At 46.7% G+C, this 21625-nt stretch carries 24 protein-coding genes and 1 riboswitch; of the genes, 3 read left to right on the plus strand and 21 right to left on the minus strand.

The features are described 5' to 3' along the window. Positions 1-114: 114 nt before the first annotated feature. The 3 genes from HW560_RS29145 to metA are packed head-to-tail and all read right to left on the minus strand — an operon-like array spanning position 115 to position 3430. Positions 115-1308, minus strand: coding sequence for a trans-sulfuration enzyme family protein (locus tag HW560_RS29145; RefSeq protein ID WP_090895195.1), 1194 nt, complete (start codon positions 1306-1308; stop codon positions 115-117). Further along, complete coding sequence (locus HW560_RS29150; RefSeq protein ID WP_179265312.1) at positions 1301-2488, minus strand: aminotransferase class I/II-fold pyridoxal phosphate-dependent enzyme; 1188 nt, start codon at positions 2486-2488, stop codon at positions 1301-1303. The genes HW560_RS29145 and HW560_RS29150 overlap by 8 nt, the downstream gene beginning before the upstream one ends. Before the next feature lie 24 nt (positions 2489-2512). Continuing rightward, a complete protein-coding gene (gene metA / locus HW560_RS29155; RefSeq protein WP_090902042.1) occupies positions 2513-3430 on the minus strand; it encodes a homoserine O-acetyltransferase MetA in 918 nt (305 codons plus the stop codon). Positions 3431-3664: 234 nt separating this feature from the next. Then, positions 3665-3789: riboswitch (SAM riboswitch) on the minus strand. Positions 3790-4242: 453 nt separating this feature from the next. Between metA and corA the strand changes: the two genes are divergently transcribed. Further along, on the plus strand, positions 4243-5178 hold the full coding sequence (gene corA / locus HW560_RS29160; RefSeq protein WP_024629019.1) for a magnesium/cobalt transporter CorA: 936 nt from the start codon (positions 4243-4245) through the stop codon (positions 5176-5178). 99 nt (positions 5179-5277) lie between these two features. Here corA and HW560_RS29165 read toward each other — a convergent pair whose 3' ends face one another. The 8 genes from HW560_RS29165 to HW560_RS29200 all read right to left on the minus strand — a co-directional run bounded on the left by HW560_RS29165 (position 5278) and on the right by HW560_RS29200 (position 12592). Continuing rightward, a complete protein-coding gene (locus HW560_RS29165) occupies positions 5278-6279 on the minus strand; it encodes an HRDC domain-containing protein (protein WP_179265313.1) in 1002 nt (333 codons plus the stop codon). 182 nt (positions 6280-6461) lie between these two features. Next, positions 6462-7340: an ROK family protein gene (locus HW560_RS29170; RefSeq protein WP_179265314.1), complete on the minus strand. Its 879-nt coding sequence runs from the start codon at positions 7338-7340 to the stop codon at positions 6462-6464. Between the two features lie 78 nt (positions 7341-7418). Beyond that, positions 7419-8114 (minus strand): MOSC domain-containing protein, encoded by a 696-nt coding sequence (locus HW560_RS29175; protein ID WP_179265315.1) that lies wholly within the window; start codon positions 8112-8114, stop codon positions 7419-7421. Positions 8115-8143: 29 nt separating this feature from the next. After that, positions 8144-9250 (minus strand): phosphodiester glycosidase family protein, encoded by a 1107-nt coding sequence (locus HW560_RS29180; RefSeq protein WP_257031469.1) that lies wholly within the window; start codon positions 9248-9250, stop codon positions 8144-8146. 5 nt (positions 9251-9255) lie between these two features. Next, a complete protein-coding gene (locus HW560_RS29185) occupies positions 9256-10149 on the minus strand; it encodes a 5'-3' exonuclease (protein WP_072734037.1) in 894 nt (297 codons plus the stop codon). Between the two features lie 173 nt (positions 10150-10322). Continuing rightward, positions 10323-10688, minus strand: a complete 366-nt coding sequence (locus HW560_RS29190) for an arsenate reductase family protein (RefSeq protein ID WP_090895181.1) — start codon at positions 10686-10688, stop codon at positions 10323-10325. Positions 10689-11030: 342 nt separating this feature from the next. Beyond that, complete coding sequence (locus HW560_RS29195; protein ID WP_179265317.1) at positions 11031-12014, minus strand: RluA family pseudouridine synthase; 984 nt, start codon at positions 12012-12014, stop codon at positions 11031-11033. Continuing rightward, a complete protein-coding gene (locus HW560_RS29200) occupies positions 12011-12592 on the minus strand; it encodes a cob(I)yrinic acid a,c-diamide adenosyltransferase (protein WP_090895176.1) in 582 nt (193 codons plus the stop codon). Before HW560_RS29200 ends, HW560_RS29195 begins: the two co-directional genes overlap by 4 nt. Positions 12593-12819: 227 nt before the next feature. On the opposite strand from HW560_RS29200, the gene HW560_RS29205 reads away from it, so the two are divergent. Then, the gene (locus HW560_RS29205; RefSeq protein WP_179265318.1) at positions 12820-13431 is read left to right on the plus strand and encodes a DedA family protein; all 612 of its coding nucleotides are present in this window, start codon (positions 12820-12822) and stop codon (positions 13429-13431) included. 105 nt (positions 13432-13536) lie between these two features. Here the strand turns inward: HW560_RS29205 and HW560_RS29210 are convergent, their stop codons facing one another. From HW560_RS29210 to HW560_RS29240, 7 genes are all read right to left on the minus strand, one after another. Further along, the gene (locus HW560_RS29210; protein WP_179265319.1) at positions 13537-14073 is read right to left on the minus strand and encodes a bifunctional adenosylcobinamide kinase/adenosylcobinamide-phosphate guanylyltransferase; all 537 of its coding nucleotides are present in this window, start codon (positions 14071-14073) and stop codon (positions 13537-13539) included. Positions 14074-14110: 37 nt separating this feature from the next. Continuing rightward, the gene (locus HW560_RS29215) at positions 14111-14662 is read right to left on the minus strand and encodes a type 2 periplasmic-binding domain-containing protein (protein WP_090895169.1); all 552 of its coding nucleotides are present in this window, start codon (positions 14660-14662) and stop codon (positions 14111-14113) included. Between the two features lie 163 nt (positions 14663-14825). Continuing rightward, positions 14826-15092, minus strand: coding sequence for an aspartyl-phosphate phosphatase Spo0E family protein (locus tag HW560_RS29220; protein ID WP_053780449.1), 267 nt, complete (start codon positions 15090-15092; stop codon positions 14826-14828). A gap of 145 nt (positions 15093-15237) precedes the next feature. Beyond that, entirely contained in the window at positions 15238-16446 is a 1209-nt protein-coding gene (locus HW560_RS29225; RefSeq protein ID WP_090895166.1) for an aminotransferase class I/II-fold pyridoxal phosphate-dependent enzyme, read from the minus strand. Positions 16447-16459: 13 nt separating this feature from the next. Then, positions 16460-16960, minus strand: coding sequence for an Lrp/AsnC family transcriptional regulator (locus HW560_RS29230; RefSeq protein ID WP_090895164.1), 501 nt, complete (start codon positions 16958-16960; stop codon positions 16460-16462). 163 nt (positions 16961-17123) lie between these two features. Continuing rightward, positions 17124-17519 (minus strand): spore coat protein, encoded by a 396-nt coding sequence (locus tag HW560_RS29235; protein WP_090895162.1) that lies wholly within the window; start codon positions 17517-17519, stop codon positions 17124-17126. Positions 17520-17554: 35 nt separating this feature from the next. After that, positions 17555-17788 carry a hypothetical protein gene (locus HW560_RS29240; protein ID WP_090895159.1) on the minus strand — a complete coding sequence of 78 codons (234 nt, stop codon included), beginning with the start codon at positions 17786-17788 and terminating at the stop codon, positions 17555-17557. Between the two features lie 96 nt (positions 17789-17884). Between HW560_RS29240 and HW560_RS29245 the strand changes: the two genes are divergently transcribed. After that, positions 17885-19105 (plus strand): NAD(P)/FAD-dependent oxidoreductase, encoded by a 1221-nt coding sequence (locus HW560_RS29245; protein WP_179265320.1) that lies wholly within the window; start codon positions 17885-17887, stop codon positions 19103-19105. A 61-nt stretch (positions 19106-19166) separates the two neighbouring features. On the opposite strand, the gene HW560_RS29250 is transcribed toward HW560_RS29245, so the two are convergent. The 3 genes from HW560_RS29250 to HW560_RS29260 form a co-directional block, all read right to left on the minus strand. Further along, positions 19167-20381 (minus strand): MFS transporter, encoded by a 1215-nt coding sequence (locus tag HW560_RS29250; protein ID WP_179265321.1) that lies wholly within the window; start codon positions 20379-20381, stop codon positions 19167-19169. Between the two features lie 128 nt (positions 20382-20509). Then, the gene (locus tag HW560_RS29255; RefSeq protein ID WP_090895152.1) at positions 20510-21076 is read right to left on the minus strand and encodes a hypothetical protein; all 567 of its coding nucleotides are present in this window, start codon (positions 21074-21076) and stop codon (positions 20510-20512) included. A 120-nt stretch (positions 21077-21196) separates the two neighbouring features. Next, positions 21197-21574, minus strand: a complete 378-nt coding sequence (locus HW560_RS29260) for a DUF350 domain-containing protein (RefSeq protein ID WP_090902038.1) — start codon at positions 21572-21574, stop codon at positions 21197-21199. Between the last annotated feature and the right edge of the window lie 51 nt (positions 21575-21625).

The following is a 21625-nucleotide window of genomic DNA, read 5'->3' on the forward strand; positions in this document are numbered from 1 at the left end:
AAAAAAGCACCTTATGAGCAGGTGCTTTAAAAATTAATAAAAATGTTTACATATGCCATCTATTTCATTTCTTTTTCAGCAGGCTATAACACCCGTATTTCACTACTGTCGATTCTACGAATCCTGAAGTGCCTGATCCAGATCCGCAATCAGGTCATCGATGTCTTCCAGACCAACCGAGAACCGCAGTAATCCGTCAGTTATACCCCGATCGCGGCGAACCTCAGTCGGCATTGCCGCATGAGACATCATCGCAGGATAAGACAAGATACTTTCAACCGCACCCAAACTCACGGCAACAATTGGCAATTTCACACGGTTAAGTACAGCCTTGGCCCGATCTCCAGATCCAACGTCAAACGACACGACAGCGCCGTATCCGCTTGACTGACGTTCATGAGCTTCACGGCCGGGATGATCCAGCAGTCCCGGATAAAATACAGCCGTAATATCACTGCGTCCACTGAGCCAAGCTGCCAGCTTGGCTGTGCTCTGTTCACTGTGTGCCATGCGCGCACCCAAGGTTTTCATGCCCCGCATCAGCAGCCAGGATTCCTGGGCACCAAGCACAGTTCCAAGTCCATTCTGCAATTGTTTTAGCTGTCTACCCAGTGAATCCGTACGAGCAACGGCTAAACCTGCCAGCACATCACTGTGCCCGCCAAGAAACTTGGTTGCACTATGTACGACAATATCCACTCCGAGCTCAATCGGCCGTTGGTAATAAGGCGTCATGAAGGTGTTATCGAGAATGGAGATTAGCTCATGTTCCTGTGCCCAGGAGGTGACAGCAGCAATATCCGTGATCCGAAGTGTCGGGTTGGATGGTGTTTCCATATAGACTGCCTTCGTATTCGGTTTGAGCGCTGCCTTTACTTCCTCAATATTGGTCATATCCACAAAGGTAGTCTCTATCTGCATCCGACTCAGAATAGAAGTAAGCAGTCGATACGTACCTCCATATACATCTTCCGTCACAATCATGTGATCCCCTGCCGAGAACATCATGAACACACTGGAGATGGCAGCCATGCCGGAGGAATAAGCAAATCCGCGTGCTCCACCTTCCAATAAAGTAATGTAATCCTCCAATGCCTGACGAGTCGGGTTACCCGAACGGCTATAGTCATGTTGAGGTGGATTAAAAATATCAAAATGATGGAATGTCGAGGCCTGGTAAATGGGTACACTGGAAGCCCCGGTGGTTTTATCGATTTCGTCACCGAAATGAAGCAGCTTGGTATCGAACTTCAGGTCGGAATGAACATTCCGTTCATGATTGTTGGCATTATTGTTTTGCTCACTCATGATGCGTTCCCCCTTCAATCTCCTGCTGTGCAGCTGTAAGTGCGTTGCCCAGATCGGCAATCAGATCATCGGCGTGCTCGATCCCAACAGAGAAGCGCAACAGACGGTCATCTACACCTACAGCGTCACGAATTTCAATCGGAATATCCGCATGGGTCTGTACCGCAGGATAGGTCATCAACGACTCTACACCCCCGAGGCTTTCCGCAAAAGCAATCAGTTTGATGTGACGCAGCAATGGTTCAACATAACGAGCATCCTTTACTTTGAAAGAGAAAATGCCTGTGTTCCCGCTGGACTGTTTATTCTGTATTTCAAATCCGGGATGATCCGACAATCCTGGATGATACACTTCATCAACGGCTGGATGCTCCAAAAGGTACTTGGCAATCGTCAAGGCATTATACTCATGTCGCTCCATGCGAAGAGCGAGTGTCTTCATGCCTTTCATCAGCTGATAGGAGTCGCTTGGAGACAACACTGCTCCAATGGAATTGTGCAGGACTGCCATTTCGGCCGACAACTCTTCCCCTTTGGTAATAATCAATCCGGCAAGTACATCATTATGACCACCCAGATACTTTGTGGCACTATGGATGATGATATCGGCACCGAGTTCAATTGGACGCTGGAAGAAAGGAGTCAGTAGTGTATTATCCACAATGGTCAGCAAGTTGTGGCTCTTGGCCCAGGAGCATACCGCTTCCACATCCGTAATCATCATTAATGGATTGGTTGGTGTCTCAATAAATACCGCTTTTGTATTCGGCTGACGAATACTTTCCAGAGCTGCCAGATCATTGGTATCGACGTAACTTGCCGTCACACCAAATCTAGATAGGATGCGCTCTAGCAAACGATACGTTCCGCCGTACAGATCCAGCGATACAATCAGATGATCCCCTTGTCCAAATAAGGCGAAAATCGTTTGCAAGGCAGCCATGCCGGAGCTACAGGCAAATCCGGCGTCACCGGATTCCAACGCTGCCGCTGCTTCTTCCAACACTTTACGGGTTGGATTGGTCGTACGAATATAATCAAATCCCGTGCTTTGTCCAAGCTTGGGGTGGCGAAACGCAGTGGATTGATAGATCGGAAAATTAATGGCGCCTGTTACCGGTTCATTGATAGACCCAATTTGGGCCAATCGGCTTTCGATTTTCAACTTGTTGTCTTCCATTGCAGCATCCTCCTGTAATGTCGATTAGATTTGCGGACCAATATCGTAAGGTGTCTCTTGATACACATAGTAATTGAGCCAATTAGAGAATAATAAGTTTGCATGTGCCCGCCAAGTAGCCGGGGGAACACGGGAAGGATCGTCATTCGGGAAATAATGTTTAGGCAGCGCAATGTTCATGCCTTTAGCTGCATCCCGGTCATATTCCCATTTCAATGAAAGCGGATCATACTCGGCATGTCCGGTTGCAAAAATCTGTTTGCCGTCTTTGGTAGCAACCAGGAAAATTCCTGCTTCCTCAGACTCAGCCAATATTTCAAGGTTATCATTTTTTTCAATATCTTCACGGCGCACTTCCGTATGGCGGGAATGCGGAACGTTGAATACTTCATCAAATCCGCGCAGCAGCTGCACATTGGATCTGTTGATCGTATGTGAGAATACACCGAAACATTTTTCATCCAGCGGAACTTTGGGAACTCCGAAATGATGGTATAAACCCGCTTGGGAAGCCCAACATATATGCATAGTCGAAGTCACATTGGTTTTGGTCCATTCGAAGATCTCCTGGATTTCTTTCCAGTAGTTCACGTCTTCAAAGTCCATTTGCTCTACAGGAGCGCCTGTAATGATCATGCCGTCAAAGCGGCGGTGTTCGATCTCATCAAAGGTTTTGTAGAACAAGTCCAAATATTCCTGCGATGTGTTTTTGGACGTATGAGACTTCGGATGAACCAGAACGATATCTACCTGAATGGGTGTGTTACCCACCAGACGAAGCAATTGTGTTTCTGTCGTTTCCTTTGTAGGCATCAGGTTTAATATAGCGATACGCAGCGGACGGATATCCTGCTTATAAGCGGATGTCTCGTCCATGACAAAGATGTTCTCTCCTGCAAGTACTTCCTTGGCAGGCAGTGTGTCTGGAATTTTGATTGGCATGGTGGTTCTAACTCCTCCTTGTGCATAAATAGATGCAGCCACTGCAGGTGCGATACGCTTCGCATCCGTACAGTTATAGGCTGCCATGAGCTTGCCTGCAGGCGCTGAATTGCAACCACATTGCTGTCGGCAGGCTCAAGTTCCTTAGCGAAAATCACTGCTGAGAAGTCGGTGCATATAACAAAGACCTTCCTCGGATTCCGAGAAAGGTCATATGTAAATAGATATGCGCCTCTCTCATCTCTCAGTTACAACAGTGTCACTCGGACACTTGGTCGCTGCAAGAATTAGCACCGTGCGGTATACCGCCGGTTGCCGGGTTTCATCGGGCCAGTCCCTCCACCTACTCTTGATAAGATTTCGCTTTATTCAATTGTAAAAACTAGTGTGGTTCACCCTTTACTTTAAGACATTAATCCCCTCACGTCAAGGTGTAGTTCTATGCATGTTCCTCAGGATCGGAACCGTTCATCATCCGTTGTCATACACTGCTCCAGGGCGCGAAATCGACACATTTTTGCGCTTGAAAGGACCCTGTACCAGCGGTATACTAGACAAGTGTTATAAACCCTTATGTGAGAGGTGACATATTCAATGGATGGCGACCCGAGGCCTGACTGGCAGCCGAATTCCGACAAACTGCATAGAGAATTGATATCAGCATGCCGGCAGCGGGACGTTACTTCCGTTTGATTATAGAGCGAACGCAGTCCTGACTTCCAGGCTCCGCTGCCGACCGGCTGATCTGTTCTTTTTGCGCCCATATTGATGAAATCCGCCCATTTGGCGGGTGCAGAAGGAGTAGATGAATAATGAAAATCCGGTTGGTAAACAACGGTGTATTTATTCCGGTGGACGACATTCAGCAGGCGCTGACTCCACCAGCGGAAGGATTTTACTGGATTGATGCGGACGTAGACGATTTGGCGGTACTTCAACCCCTTTTCATGATGCATGATCTGGCCGTGGAAGACTGTTTGAGTGACGAAGAACAACGTCCGAAGATTGAAATTTATGAGAGCCATTATTTTATTGTTATTAACAGCATTCGTTTCGATGATGAAGAGATTTTCTTACGTGCCGTCAACCTGTTCCTTGGCAGACACTTTATTATCAGTGTGACCAAACAGAAAGTCAGCGAATTGCGGACATTGAAACCAATCCTGTGGGAACAGGAAATCAGTACACCGGATAAGCTGCTCTATCTGCTGGTTGACTTGATTGTTGATAATTATTTTACCGTCGGTGACCGAATTGAAGCCCGCATCGAGAAGCTGGAAGAAGACATTCTGATGCATACCAAAAAGTCTCACCTGAATGAGATTATCGGGTTGCGCAGTGAGATTTTATGGCTGAAGAAAGTGCTGGGGCCTCAGAAAGAGGTCATTAACACACTCAATAAAAAAGATCTGCGTCTTATTGATGATCAACTGCAGAAGTATTTCAGTGACATTTATGAGAATGCTGTGAAAATATCTGAAACCTTTGAGACTTATCGCGACTTGATGGGGAACTTGCGAGAAGCTTACCAATCCAGTATCGCCAATAGGGCGAATGAGATCATGCGTGTGTTCACCGCCATTACCACGGTGTTCATGCCGCTGACCGTGATCACTGGTATCTATGGGATGAACTTCACGAACATGCCTGAGCTGAACTGGAAGTATGGTTATTTTGTGGTCATTGGCCTGATGGTTACACTGGGCCTGAGCATGTTCTTTATTTTCCGCAAAAAAGATTGGGTTTGAAATAGCAAAAGACGAAGCGCTCCACATCTGGAGAAACGCTTCGTCTTTTTTTAAATTTATTCTATTTTAGAAAAATCCTTCTGCTGATCTATCTTAATTCTAGCCTGCATTCTGTTCCGTCTCCGTGTGACGGCGAAACCGGATGCGAATCATGCGCAGTCTTTCGTAGACCTGCTCCAGGTTGCTCCCGCCAGGCTTTTCTTCTCCATACACCTTATGTAACACGGGCTTCAGAAACGTATCCCCCAGCTCCTCGTAGGCACTCCATACTGCCTCTTGCTCCTCTTCGGGCATGACAGCAAGCTCCGCATCGAGCAGACAATCTGTGTCATACCCCTCCAAATCCAGTGTCTCCAACAGTTCAATTAGCTCCCGCCGGGACAATCCGGAACGATTCACGATCTCCTCCAACGTATATCCTTCCTTCATACCTTCAAGTACCTGCTTCCGTGTGGTGAATCTGTCCAGCTCCTGCTTGTATTTCTGCTCTCTCTGTTTGTACAGCCAGCTCTCATATTCTTGTTCCCTCAGAGCCGTGTACACCCAATCTAGCGGAAAAGATGTGGAACGTTCCATTCCATTCGTAAGCTCCAGCCATTCAGCACCGTACTCGGAAGCCTTGCTCTCTCCTACGCCAGGCAATTGCATCAATTCATCGATGGTTTGTGGAACAAATGCGCTGATCATGCGTAACAACCGGTTCGTTGCAATAAAATAGGGGGCCTTCCGGTCCGACGCCGCTCTCTTCCTCCGCCATATGCAAAGATCCATATACAGCCCCTCATTGCCATATAATTCACTGTAACAATGTAGACGCTGACCGCCATAATTGCGCGACTTCAAATCATCATTTTCGTGAAACAAGCCCTGCAGCAAGGGACGATATCCTTCGCCCATCTGAATAGCTAACTGATGACGATACACATGTAACAGCTCGTCCCACGAACTGCCAGTATACCAGATGGCATCCGTTCGATCTCCTTCCTCATATTGGCTCCATCCCAGATGCCACGCCCCTTCTTCTTCACCGATCCACAGCTGGGCATGCTCTTCATTGTGATCTGACATTCTGGATAATCTGTTCATGAAAATGACTTCCATTTCTTGTCCCTCCTTCAATAGTTCAGCTCTACACAGTCTCTGTTGTACTAAATTAAGCAGCACAAAAAAACACCTCTCCTGCAAAATCCATGCAAGAGAGGTGCTTCCTCATTAACCGTGCTATGCTGTTGCTCATATATTACCACAATGGAAAAATTCGTCAACTACTTGTATAAAGCTATTTACTTGTTCAAAGCCAGTTTCGCCAGCGCAAGCGAACCACACAGTCCCGCATTATCGCCAAGTCCCGGTGAAACGACATATTGGTCAATATCGGACTGAAGTGCAGGATGCTGAACGTATCCAGCGAGCAATTCTTGCAGCTTGCTGCGAACCATCGGGAACAGATGCTCTTGCTTCATTACACCGCCGCCCATTACAATTTTCTGCGGAGTGAGGATCAACACATAGTTCATCAAGGCATGCGCCAGATAATGTGCTTCAATCTCCCAGGCCTTATGATCGGCTGGCAGTTCGTAAGCAGGCTGCTCCCAACGTTTATTGATGGCAGGACCTGCAGCAAGTCCTTCCAGGCAGTCTCCATGATAAGGACAGAACCCTTCATACGTATCTTCGGGATGCCTGCGTACAATGATGTGTCCCATCTCTGGATGTGACAATCCATGGACCATTTTGCCACCTACAACTGCGCCTGCACCAATTCCCGTTCCGACAGTAATATACAGACAGCTATCCAGACCTTGTGCAGCCCCCCAGGTTGCTTCCCCAAGCGCAGCACCGTTTACATCCGTGTCAAACGTCATCGGTACATCAAAGTGCTCCTTGAGCTTACCAATCAGGTTGTACTGACCCCAATACGGTTTTGGTGTTGTTGTAATGTAACCATAAGTCGGGCTTCCTTCAATCGGATCAATCGGACCAAATGAACCTACACCCAAAGCTTCAATGCCTTTACCTTCAAAAAAAGCGATTACTTGAGCCATCGTCTCTTCCGGTGTCGTCGTTGGAAAGCTTACGCGTTCAAGAACTTCTCCTTCTTCCGTACCGATACCACATACAAATTTGGTTCCTCCAGCTTCAATTGCGCCTAAAATCGTCATGTTAGTCACGCTCCCAAGTAGTTTAAAATTAAAATGGATTTTCGAATCTGTTCTCTGAACGACGGAACGACAGCATGATTAATCCTGTTCAGCAGTTCCGAGCTTCGCCAATCGCTTTAATAAGGTCTGCTTCCAGCTGTCGGCTAGTGTTGGAATGGCCAGCAAAGCACGCATACCAGTGACATCCTGCTTCCCCTGATGCATAATTCGATTAGCTTCCAGAATGGTCATTGATGCAGGGTCCGTGCTTACTCGTCTGAATATTGCAGAAGAAGTTACCTCGCCCTCTTGCAATACTCGAAAATAAAATCCGGTATGCCCGCTATCCTGAAAATAAACAGGCAGCTCTTTGTAATCATACCGTGCACCAAGCTTGAAGCAAGGCTGTCTTGGCTGACTGACCTGTACCGTGGCTTCCCCCAATTCATATACGTCACCAATCCGGACTTCTTCCTCCATACAGCCTTCAACTGTCAGATTTTCTCCACAAGCTCCCCAGTCCAGCTTGCGATCCATCAGTTGTTCTAGCGCCGGATAACGACTGTAATCGTATACACAAACCGCCTTGTCAGGCCCACCATGATGCTCCAGATCCGCCTGGGCATCCCCTGTCATTCCGGTGAATGACAGGAAAACCGGGCTGGATATGGGATGTTTCACAATGCCGCTCATCACTTCGCGCTTCTGGCCAGGCAAGGCCTGAGGCTGCCCTACGTTTACAGCTAATACCGCCGTTTTGTTTTCATCTGGCTTCCGGTTATGTGTGAGTGTCATCTGATCCTACCTCCCATATTAGCTTTCTTTTAACGAACAAAGCCACCAAAAACAAGTGTATTACTTAACAAGCGGCCGGGGGAAGTAAGCATTTTGCCGCCAGCATACATACCAGAAGATGCACCACCATCCAGGTTCATTGCCTGCTTGGCACCAAGCTTCTGCATGACAGCAGCCCATTCCTTAATCGTCGCACCTGGCACGGTAGCCAGCATAACCGAACCATCAGCCATAATGGCAATACCGCTTCTTGCGCCGGAGGCATTGAGAATTTTGGTATCCTTGAAGCCCTCACTCGCTGGATTGACGGCAACTTTGCCGTCTTTCACCAGACGTGGACCTGCGCCCACAGCGGTGACTACATCTTCCCAAGGGATCTCCTTGCCTGCTGCATTGGTGTATTTATAATTCATCTCTACAGTCGATCCAACGGTGAAGCGGTCCGAAGAAGCTTTCTGATTCCCCGTGAAGACCAGCACCGAGCCATTCTTCGGAATGGCTACATTGGTATTCGGTACTTTCTTGGTGACAATCCCTTTCTCCATCACAACCGCCGTACCTCCTTTGAACCCGACTGTGGAACCCCGCTCTGGCGTGTATAACATCGTAATACTCGCATTCGCGGAAGGTGTTCGGTTAATAAAGGTCGCATACCAACTGCGTGATTTCCCTTCTGTATCTGTTACTTTACCCGTCAGGCTCACTTGAAGCGAATCCATGATGGCAGAGCCATCTTCCTTAAACCCGATCGTAGTTCCGTATCTTCCAATATGTATAACCTTGCCGTTTGCTATTAACATGCCGTATGGATCTGGAGCTCCGTTATAAGCTTCAAAAAACGCTCCGTTAATGGCCGCTTGCGCGCCATAAGCTTTGACAATCGAAGGTAATGTTGCGGTCTGACCGACCTGCTTCTTCGCCAATCCTACGGTAACTGGTGTACCCTTGGGAATACTAACCGTCTGCACGGTAAAACTGCGTCCTGCTGCTTTTACTTTCTGTACCTTGGTGCTGATTGCCGCTTTGGCATCTGCTGTCTGTGGAGCACTCACCGCTCCTGAAAGGATTACAGGCAAAGCAAGGACGAGGGCCATAGCCCCTGTCCACCACTTTTTGCCCGTCCGTTTTGTCTGCATGCTACTCACCCTATTGCCACTCCCATCCAAGAGCCCAGGCTCTTCATCTCAAGTTGTTCAAACTTGTCCATCACCATATCCGGATCAAGACGCAATTCACATACATCCAGTGCACAAGCTACCGGAACAGCACAGTGAATCTCTGCCAGTTTGCGGGACAGATGCAGCATGTCGAGATCATTCTCAATCTTGTTACGTACCGAAGGGGTAAGTTTGTCCATATTGTCCAAAATACCTTCAATGGAGCCAAACTCCTGTACAAGCTTCAAAGCTGTCTTCTCCCCAATGCCCCGTACCCCAGGATAATTGTCACTGGCATCGCCCATCAGACCTTTCATGTCTATCACTTGACGAGGTGTCAGTTGTTTCTCCGTCATTAGGGATTCAGGCGTATACACCATGTAATTGCCATGACCTTTTTTCATAATAATAATACTTGTGCGGTCATCAATCAGTTGCAGCATATCGTGGTCACCCGTCAGTACCATCACGTTCATATCCGTCTGCTCGGTGTAATACTTGGCAAGTGTACCGATACAATCATCAGCTTCATATCCTTGAGCACCAATATTCGGAATGTTCAAACTATCCATCACTTCACGAATCAGAGCAAACTGAGGAATCAGATCATCCGGAGCTTCCGGACGGTTTCCCTTGTACGCTGCATACTCTTCACCGCGAAACGTCTTGCCCCCCATATCCCAACAGCATACGACATGACTTGGCCCAAAGGTTTGAACCGCATCCCAGAAATAACGGATAAAACCGTATACTGCGTTGGTTGGCACGCCTGCCTTTGTACGTCTGATATATCCGCTTGCAGATGTTGCATAAAATGCACGGAACAACACCGCCATACCATCTACCAGCAACAAAGTAGGTTCATTACGTTGATTCACTTGAATTTGTTCTCTCCTGTCCTGTATCTAGCAAATAAAATATCGAACTAATTCTATCATTATAGCATAGTTCCGCCAAGGATCGACCAGCCAAAAAAGCCCTGAAATTTGAACATTCAGAGCTTTTTTCACCTTGGTTCATTTAACAATCAATGAAATCATTCATCTAAAAATTACGCGTTGTTCCATTCCTGCTCATACGTATCTTCCTTGAATCCGACGGTTACTTTGTGACCATCCGTAACGATTGGACGTTTAATCAGACGACCATTGGAAGCCAGCAAACGAATCTGCTCTTCAGTGGAAAGCCCTGGCAGCTTGTCCTTCAATTGCTGCTCCTTGTATACTTCTCCGCTCGTATTGAAAAACTTCTTCACTTCAAGTCCGCTCTTCTGAATCAACTCCGTTAATTCTGCTTCGGATGGGGGTGTGTCGAAAATAGGAACTAATTCCAGCTCATGCCCCTGAGCTTCCAGCCATTTTACAGCTTTGCGGCACGTGCCACATTTGGCGTACTGAAATACTTTTAGATTACTCATCGTTACTTGTCCTCCTATGTGTGCTCCGGTGGTGCTCCGGTTTCGATTTCTCGCTTCCCTTGGTTTGCTTCGCAAATCCAAAAGTCGCTCCAAACCGATCCATCGCACTGTAAGTTTAAACCTCTTTGCGAATGAGAAAAATGTCCATTCGGCTTTAGGGTCAAAAACCTTAAAACATAAAATCCTACAACCTAAAAATTTTAAAAATTAGCCTGTGGCATTTTGTTCGGATGCAGTTCGCATGCCTCACACGGGTTAAGTTAACTAATCGTTGACATACAGCATGACTCAATGTACTGAGGTAATACACACAGCGCGATTCACAAGCCGTTTGACAGCATTTTATAATACTTCTCTAGGTGATGCCTCAGCATCCAAACGTGCCTCCAGGGCAGCCATATCAGCGGGCAATGGGGCTTGGAACGTCATTCGACTTTGCAAAATGGGATGGTCAAACGCCAGCTCACATGCGTGCAATGCCTGACGAGCAATCCAAGTATCTCGTTCCTCCCGAACAGCCATGGTCTGCCCATCGATCTCATGCATAGGAAGGGTCTTGTACATCCGATCCCCAATTAACGGGCAGCCGATCGATGTCATATGTACCCTTATTTGATGGGTTCTGCCACTCTCCAGCTTCAGGTTCACTGCACTGGCACTTCCACCCGCCCACCTTGCGACTGTCGTGTATAACGTTCTTGCCGCATACCCGTCAGGTGTAACGATTCGACGATGCGGTTCTTCGGCATCACGATCAATCGGGCCATCAATGGCTCCCTCTTCTTGGGCAGGACTACCGTGTACAAAGGCAATATATTGTTTATCCACCGTTCCTGCGATCATTTGTTCAGAGACATGCTGGTGCACATATGGATTTTTCGCGATTGCCAGTACTCCTGATGTTTCCTGATCCAGTCGATGAATCGGTCTGAAGCGGAAACGCTCGCCTTTGGACTTCCAATAATGGACAACCCCGTTTGCCAATGTACCTGTGTAATGCCCATGTGTTGGATGTACGATGACACCTGAATCCTTGTTCACGATAAGCAAGTGCTCGTCTTCATACAGTATCGTAAAGGGAATCGGCTCAGGTAAAATATCATCCGACTCTTCTTGCTCCATCCGGACTTCCAGAACGTCACCTGCGCTAACTTTGACGCTGATGTATACCCGCTCGCCATTCAGCATAATTCCCTGCTCTGTAAGTTTGATTCTCGACAGGAGCTTGCGCGAAACCTGCAGGCGCCGCTGAAGCACGGTCTTCAGCAGCCAGCCATCTTCATGTTCGGGAACCGTGTAAGTAAGTGGTGAATAATAATCGCTCATTCTTTGTCTTTGCGGCGGAATACTTTTTTGCTCCGCACATACTCAATGTCAGCTACCTGTTGTCTCGCATTTGCCGTCCGTGCAACAACGAAGAAATAATCAGACAGACGGTTCAAATATCGTCGCACAGAAGGGTTGATATCCGTATGTTGTCCGAGGGTTACGGCGCGGCGCTCAGCACGGCGACATACGGTGCGGCAGACATGCAATGTGGAAGAGAGCAGACTGCCCCCAGGCAAAATAAACCGTTCCACTTTCGGATTCTCCGCATCATACTGATCAATCCACTGCTCAAGCCGGGCGACCATCTCATCCCGTACTTTATATTTGGATTCGCTAATTTTTACAAAGGCGAGATCGGACCCGCAATCAAACAATTCTTGCTGAATTTCGAGCAAATGTTCACGCAAATCCTCAAATTCCCCATTTGCTTGATCAATAAAACTGATGGCCTGCCCAACAAAACAATTCAGCTCATCAATTGTCCCATAAGCTTCAACCCGGTCATCATCCTTGATGACCCGTCCACCAATGACGGAGGTCTGCCCCTCGTCACCTGTTCGTGTATATATGCCCATTGTAATCCCTCCTATTGTTAATATCATTCGCATGGTAGAACGCTGGGGTTAAATATAAATGCATGACCCTTTTAGAGTCTAACTTAATCAGTATACTTGACCTGCTATGAATACGGGAATGCTATTATTTTCAGAAACCAGTGAGATCCTTCACACGTATATATGAATTGGTGTACTCTGCCGAGTATACGCCAAATCCTTGCAAACCAAAAGTAGAGGAGACGATTATGCAAAACTGGATAACCGATTTCATGGAACAATACGGCTACATAGGCATTGCACTCATTATTGCTCTAGAAAACGTATTCCCCCCCATCCCCTCCGAAATCATATTACCTTTTGGCGGCTTCATGACCACTTACACCAGCCTGACCCTTCCCGGTGTTATTATTGCGGCTACCATTGGTTCTGTGCTTGGGGCTGTCATTCTCTATGGGATCGGACTGCTGATTGATGTCAATCGGCTGGAGAAGATTGTAGAACGTTGGGGTCATATTCTGCGGATCAAAAAAGAAGATATCCACCGTGTCGATGCATGGTTTGACAAATATGGAATGTGGACCGTATTATTCTGTCGCATGGTTCCCCTTGTTCGCAGCCTCATCTCGATCCCTGCCGGCATGTCCAATATGAAATTTGGTTTATTCGTCCTCTTCACAACCATTGGAACATTGGCCTGGAATATTATTCTCGTCTCGGTTGGTGCGGCTCTAGGGGCGTCATGGGAGAGTATCCTGCACTTTATGGACGTGTACTCCCTGGTCGTATATGTGCTACTGGCGATTATTGTTGTGGGCTGTATCATCTGGTGGATCAGACGAAATAAAACTCGGAAATAAAGAAATTTACACGCATAGCTTTTGTCATAAAACAAAGCCTCCGCATCACTATTTGTGGTGACGGAGGCTTCTTTAGGCTCGTTCATCGTTTAACATTATGAAATGCTAATCTTCATATCGCAGCCCTCGATCTTTGAGATCAACAGCCAGGCCAGATATCAACAGATACATCTGTTCGGAATGCGCCTGCAGCGCCCGGTTAACCGACGCCATTCTTGCCGTAAAAATGCGTTCTTCCTCTGAAGGATACAAAGAGCCATGCATTTCATTGGTAATCACGAGCAGCTTTCCCTGGTAAGACAGAAGGGCGTCTAGCAACAGCTGTGTCTCTGAACGCTGCTGATCCAGATCATCACTTGCCCGGAACCCGGCAGCCATCCAGGCCGTCAGACTATCCACAATGACAATTCGCTGATCAGCCAGGAAGAGATTGGATTCCCGATTAATCTGGTGAAGCACCTCCGTCAGGTGCGGGCCGTTCCCAGCCTGGATAGCACGATAATGAGCGGATGGCAATTCGGGAATCACGGGATCATGATCACCAGTGGATAAATAGATGCCCTCCCGGCTAATCCGGGCTGCGTATGCAAGAGCAAATCGGGTTTTACCACTGCCTATGCCGCCTGTGACCGTAATTAGCAATCCGCTCCCCTCCTTCAGTAGCCATACTAGATTGCATTTACTCTGTCAGCGCCTTCAGCACTTTCTTGGATTCTTCGACATTGGACGCCGACACCGGAATGGTAGCAAACAGATTTTGCGCAGCATAATCTACATCTTTGAACATTTGCATATCTTCCAGCGGTATGCCATAAAGATGTGATTCTGTCTTGATATCTGAACCGTCATCTCCTTCACCCTTCTCAACCAAGACACCGCCTTCAAATACACCGCGCTTATACTTCTCCGAATCAAATGTATCATCCAGCGGAATATTGGAGCCGTTACTTCCGTACTGCTTCATATCAGCTTCAGGCAAAATGAAAATATCATGACCACCAGCCGCATACTCTACCATAATTTTCTGAACATCATACATTGCACTGGTGATAACCTCCACCTTGGGCTCCTCGCCCAGCTTCTGCTGCAAATTAGCTTGCAACTGCTCCGAGATCACGGATGGATTTCCTTGGTTATCAATGATAAAAATCGTAAAACCGTCCTTACCGCCACAGCCAGCAAGCAGAAAAATCATAGAAATGATTGCGGTAAGCCCCCAAAATCTCTTCATTCCAGTTCCCCCTTTAGTCTCCTATGTACAATATATCACAATTGTTCCACGCAAAAAAATAACCATGCCTATCCGAAGCAAACTGTTCATAAGCAAAAAAAAAAGACCCCATCAGGGTCTTCTTCGATTCGCAATATGCGTAACGTTTCGATACAACGAAAAATTACTTTCCTTTAATCGGATTAGCCTTCATGTATTCATTAATCTTCAAATCTAGCAAACTGCTAATTTCAATTACAATATCGGATGTGAATGATTTCTCTTCAAGGAATATCTGTTCCATCTTGCGGCGTAGCATATGGATCTCATCTTCCAAGGAAACGTTATGCAAAGATGCGTGATCCGGTTTCACCGACCATCGGTCGCCATGATCGCCTTCTGCCAAATAATGCCCACGATTAGTCGGTAAATCATATTCAACACAAAACAAAGCCAACCCCTCCTTGGAAAAATTAGTTTCCAAATACAAGAAAAACATATTTCAAATTGAAATTATATCACAATATTTTGTAAAAGAAAGTTATTTTTTTCTAGTTTGAAGAAAGTTTATGTCGATCAGAAGCTTATAATCCCTATTAACCCTCTTTTTGCAGTTTGTAAACAAAGTTTCCGATTCGTTCCAATGCTTCATTCAATTGGGTCACAGATGTTGCATAGGAGCAGCGAAGAAATCCTTCACCTTGCGGCCCAAATACATTACCCGGAACAGCCGCTACTTTATTTTCCGTTAGCAGACGCTCAGCAAAAAGATCGGAACTCAGCCCTGTCTTCTGGATACTAGGAAACGCATAAAATGCTCCCTGAGGTTCATGGCAGTCCAGTCCAATGTCTCTAAAACCCTGCACGATAAGGCGTCTGCGCTGATTATAGGATTCAACCATTCTATCCTTCTCACCCAAACCGTTTGTCAATGCCTCAAGCGCGGCCACCTGTCCCATGGCAGGTGCACACATCACCGTGTACTGATGAATTTTGAGCATGGCTGCAATCAGTTCAGGATGTCCGCACATATACCCAATTCGCCAGCCGGTCATCGCAAAAGCCTTGGAAAACCCACTAACCAAAATGGTACGTTCCTTCATATCCGGAATCGAAGCGAAACTAACATGTTTTTGCGTATACGTCAGCTCAGCATAAATTTCATCCGCAATGACGATCAGATCATGCTTTTTGATCACTTCAGCAATAGGCAGCCATTCTTCATAGGTCATGATGGCACCTGTCGGATTGCTCGGATAACAGAGGATAAGAACCTTGGACTTAGGCGTAATTCCCGCTTCCAGCGCCTCGGCAGTCAGCTTGAACTGATCCTTCGCATACGTTTCTACACCAACCGGAATGCCTCCGCCAATCGAAGCGATTGGAGAATAGGCCACATACGAAGGTTCTGGAATTAGAATTTCGTCTCCAGGTACGATCAATGCACGCAATGCCAGATCTATGGCTTCACTGCCACCAACGGTAACGATAATTTCGTCCTTTGGATCATACTTGGTATCAAATTGAGTATCCAGATACTCGCTAATGGCTTCCCTCAGCTTCGGCATACCCGCATTGGAAGTGTAACTGGTCATGCCTCTTTCCAGTGAATATACACAAGCTTCACGCATATGCCATGGTGTTACAAAGTCCGGTTCACCTACACCCAGTGTGATAATATCCTTGTTATCGCCAACCAGATCAAAAAATTTCCGTATGCCGGAAGGCGGAATCTGTTGAACCAAAGGTGCCAAATACGATGTCATTTTCTTGTTGTTTCCTGTTGTCTGTTCATTCACTATCATGACGCATCTTCCTTTACGGCGAGATCATGAGACGGTTGTCTTCCTGATGGTCTTCAAAAATAATCCCGTCCTGTTTATATTTTTTAAGAATAAAATTCGTTTTGGTTGAAAGTACAGAGTCAATCGGAGACAATTTCTCCGAAACAAAATTAGCGACTTCGCGCAGGTTGCCACCTTCCACTTCTACGAGCAGATCATATGCACCTGACATGAGATATACTGATTTCACTTGCGGATACAGATAAATGCGTTCGGCGATCCCTTCGAAGCCACGACCACGCTCAGGCGTAATCTGTACTTCAATCAAGGCTGTTACTTTCTCATCATCAATCTTGCTCCAGTTCACAACGGTTGCGTATTTCACAATCACATGGTCCTGTTCAAGCTGTGTCACGGCGTTCTTGATCTTATCTTCCGACTCCCCCAGCAGCGTCGACAGCAGTGCGGGAGTCCTTCTCGCGTCTTCCTTCAACAAATCCAGAACTTTTAATTGCAGATCGTTCAGATCCTTCATGTCTTTCCCTCCAGCGTCATCCAGGTTCCTGAAAATGAATTAATACTTATATTACATGAATTCAACGATCATGCAAAGACAAAAACCGCCCGCCCTGAATTCGGGCAAGCGGTGGTATGGTCTGCAACAGTACAGTACCTGCTTCAAACCATTATTACAAAGGTTACATGTAATAAGGGTTACCGTAATTCGGTTGATGCTGGGGTACATTAGGCGCTTGGCTGTAAGCACTCGTCTGAGTATTCTTTTCCTGAATGAACTGTTGACATTTCTGTTGGGTCTGGTGGGCCGATTGAATCTGCTTGTCCACATCCTGTCGCAATGCTTTCGAACCTACCGAATACATGTTGTTCTGCTGCATCACATTGAACAGCTCACCTTGCAAACGGAGTGTATCATTGGTCAAGTCTGTGAACATCCGGCGTGTCACGGGACAGGAAGCTTCGGTTGTTGCTGTCGTATATTCGCGCGCGGTTCGTCTTAAATCAGCAAGAATCGACTTCAACAAATCCTGTTCCTGCATAAAAGATCCATTCGATGATAAAGATTGAGAATACACAAAGTTTCCTCCTATACGGTTAGATTCGGCTTCTATTACTGTGCTTGTGTTGGAGCAATAGATTGATGTTGCTGCAAAACATTGACAAGTGTGTTCAGATGCTGTTCATGGGAACGAACATAGTGATTCAGTGCCTGCTGAATTTGCGGATGTTGTGAGATGGAAGCTGTGGCCGCACACTGTTTGATTAGCAATTCTTCATTGGTTATTGAATCCGCAATATAATTCAATTCTTTCGGACTCAGCGCTTGCATGGATTGATTCTGCATGTTCTGGTTGACCTCCTCGGCATTAAGTTATGCGCAATTATTGTTAACCCGGTCACTCAAAAGTATACAAACGTAATCACGAAGGAGATGTTTCTAATGGATCTGGTCTATGGTACACCGTTCTGGCCTTCCACTTTTAATCCGAATTCCACCTACCCCTCGCTACAAAACGACATTTCCTGTGACTGCTTGATTATAGGTGGTGGTATGGGGGGTGCACTGACTTCCGAATTGCTCTCGGAGCGTGGAGTTAAAACGGTTGTTATTGATAAGAGAAAGATTGCACATGGCAGCAGTTCAGCCAATACAGGACTTTTGCAGTACACAAACGACAAAACATTGACATCCTGCATCAATACCTTTGGCGAAAAGACAGGCTTGCGCTTCTATCAACTGTGTCGTGAAGCCATGCAGAAGCTCGCACAAATTGCAGACAGGCTGGATACCGATCCCTGGTTTATTCAGCGGACCAGTCTCTGTTTTGCCAGCAGCACTGATGATGTAGCCATGCTGGAGGAAGAATATCAAACGTTGAAGCATTATGGCTTTGAAGCTGAGCTGTGGAATTCCGACAGAATCAGCAGCCATTTCCCCTTCAGCAAACCTGCCGCACTATATACGTTGGGGGATGCTGAAGTGAACCCGTATCGCTTTGTTCATGCCTTGTTTGAATCGGCAAGTAAACGAGGAGCACGAATCTATGGACAGACGGAGATGATTCATTGTGAATTCGATGATGATGGTGTACTCTGCCATACTTCAGGTGGAAAAATCCGAGCACGCAAGGTTATTTTTGCTGCCGGTTATGAGACGCAGACCATCAAAAAGGATCAAGGAGCCTACCTGCAAACCACCTATGCTATTGCTACTAAGCCGTTGCCTGACCTGAAAGAATGGTACGAACACAGTCTGATCTGGGAGACAGCACGCCCTTACCTGTATATGAGAACTACACCAGATGGACGGATCATTGCTGGCGGTCTGGATGAAGAGACACCTAGGGAAGATCAGCGTGAAATTCGGGCAAGACACCGGGGAGATACACTCCTGGAAGAAGTCCGCTCTTATTTCCCACTAGAAGGTCTTGAAGTGGATTATGCCTGGGGTGCCGTGTTTGGCAATACACATGACGGACTTCCGTTTATCGGCCCACATCCTGAATACCCGCATTCTTATTTTCTCGAGGGTTATGGCGGTAACGGGACGGTGTACAGCATGTTCGCTGCTTCTATTTTGGCCGATGCTGTTACAGGAGTTGAGAATGGCGATATGGAACTTTTCTCATTAACGAGAACGAGTAAACCATCTCCTGTGTAAGTAACGTCTCACATAAATAAGGGTACAGCTCAGGATTCATCCCTGGACTGTACCCTTTTCCCTATGCTGAGGGTTCTTGCTGATCCGGATGCACTAACATGTTGCGCATGAATATCCAGCCAATGAGTGGAAAAGCCCCCAGCGCCACAATAAGCCAGGTTAACGTTTGTAACGAAGGGCCATTCATGACCGTCACAATAAATACAGCAAGGCCAAATAAACGACCGACCATCAAACAAAGCTCCCTTAATACGACAAGTTCAACCCTTTTCTCTACATTTTCGCCGCTCGCTCCCATCAGGTCGAATCCTGCCGAAATCATCGGCAAAATATACAACGGCATCGACAAGGCAGATCCAATTCCCATAATCAAAAGCGTACCATAGCTGACCTTCCATAATAGCGGAATCAACACGATGAATAACAATATCGCGCCGATTAACATCCCCCTGGACCTGTATTGCGGCTTAAACCATTTTCCTGCGGCCCAGTAACTCACCAGTGCTACGGCAGAAGTGATTAGCGAGAACTGTCCTAGCTTATACTCCTGCTTAGTTGCCACATAGACGAGCAGCGCAATCAGAAAGGCAAATACGCCTTCCCGCACGCCTTGCGCAAACAGTCCCATGCCAAGTGGCCTCCATGCACTATCTCTGGCAGACAACTGTCGCCACGGTTCAGACCAGCGGTATGTTCCGCTGACTTCCCTTTTTTTCAGAAAAAAACTGAACACAACGGCAATCACATATATGACCAATGACACCGTAAAAATAAGGCGATAACCCGAATTATCAACCATTCGTGAAATAATAAGACCTGAGAACCACGGGCCGATGATGCCTGTCATGGAACCCAGTAGACCCACCCAGCCATTGAACAGGTCCCGATTCTCCCGGTCAGTCACTTCAAAATAAACCACATTAAACGCAATCCAGAACAATCCAAGTGCGCATCCAAACAAAATTCCCAGAGGCAATATCCAGTCAACCGCCTTGGGTCCCGCCCATAACACAAGCATGTAAAAAATACCTGACAAGGCCGTTCCCAATCGCAACGCACTCATTTTGTTATGTTCCTTGACCCACTTTCCCGCAAGCCAAAACGTGAGCCCAAGTGCAATTTGCTGGCTGATCGTAAACCATCCCAGCATGGCGTAGTCCGGACGGCTTTTCCATAGATACACATTCAGAAACGTTCCCGACAAAGCTCCGGCTAACACAAACAATCCATTCACGCCTAGTAGCAGAATGGATTGTCGGCCCAGTGAAATCTTCATCTGCTCCCTCCTCATTCCACCTGAAGTCAGTACTTCACAGGCAAGGTATCAGGGTTAACGTACCCCAAGCAGAAGGAAAACATGATGAATTTCCCGGAATATTATATTTTCAGTAACGTTTTAATCCCTTATTTCCGTGCACTCAAATTCTGGATCAGACGCAGACGATCATCTTCTGACAAATTATATTGAACCTGGAAGCAGCCTGAGCATACATACATTTGTACAGAGAACGGCGCATCCAGCAACGAGTCCGTACCTAAGACAGCATTGGCAACAGGATTAAACGTATCCTTGGTAGCCTTCTGTGTACCCGTGAGGATCATGAATTCACGACAGTGCGGGCATTCCGGCACCTCTTCTTGCAAATCAAGCTGCTTCTCCACGCCTTCTTCGTATTGAATCAGATCATTGCCCTCATCCGCATACTTCGTCAATGTACGAAGCTCCGGCAATTTCAGCTCTACTTCGTCTCCCCACAGGTTGGCGAGATCCGAAGTTTGTTCATCGTCCTCGACATCATCCAGATCATAGATGTCTTCCTCGGCTTCATCGTTCTCTTCATCACCGATATTGATGTTTAGTGTACGATATCCCTTTAATTCATTGTGGCAGTAAGGGCATTCTTCTTCAGGACCTAACTCCTCATCCCATACAATCTCGGTGTGGCACCATGGACATACTGTTGGTTCCATATTGAATCAACCTTTCTCTTTCAGATAATCATGTGTTCAACACATAAATGACGCCTATGGCAAAAAATACAATCGATGCAGCAAACAGAATCCGTATCAATATTTTCATGAACGGTCCCCCTACATGATGCTCGCGCCAATAACAAATGACAACGAGACGGAAATAATCATGGATATCAATCCTACGGCCCGGTTATCCGCTGCAATCTCCTTGTCAATCGAGAACACCGGCGTCAGAAACTCGAATAGAAAATAGGCAATGAGCAGAAGGACAAATCCTACAAATGACCACGTCATAGCTTCATACACCGATGATTTGGCCTGAATGCAGAAATGAAGCACGTTGCAGATTCCAAAGATTTTGCCTCCTGTAGCCATCGCAACCGCCACATTGCCCTTCTTGATTTCATGCCAGCATTTGTACTTGGTCACCAGTTCAAAGCAAGCCAGAAATACAAGCAGCTCCATAATCGCTACGGAGAAAAATCCGAGCACCATCCCCAAGGGATGAGACAGCAATTCGTCAATCGTCCCTTTCACTCATCGTTC

Source organism: Paenibacillus sp. E222, from assembly GCF_013401555.1.
GTDB lineage: Bacteria > Bacillota > Bacilli > Paenibacillales > Paenibacillaceae > Paenibacillus.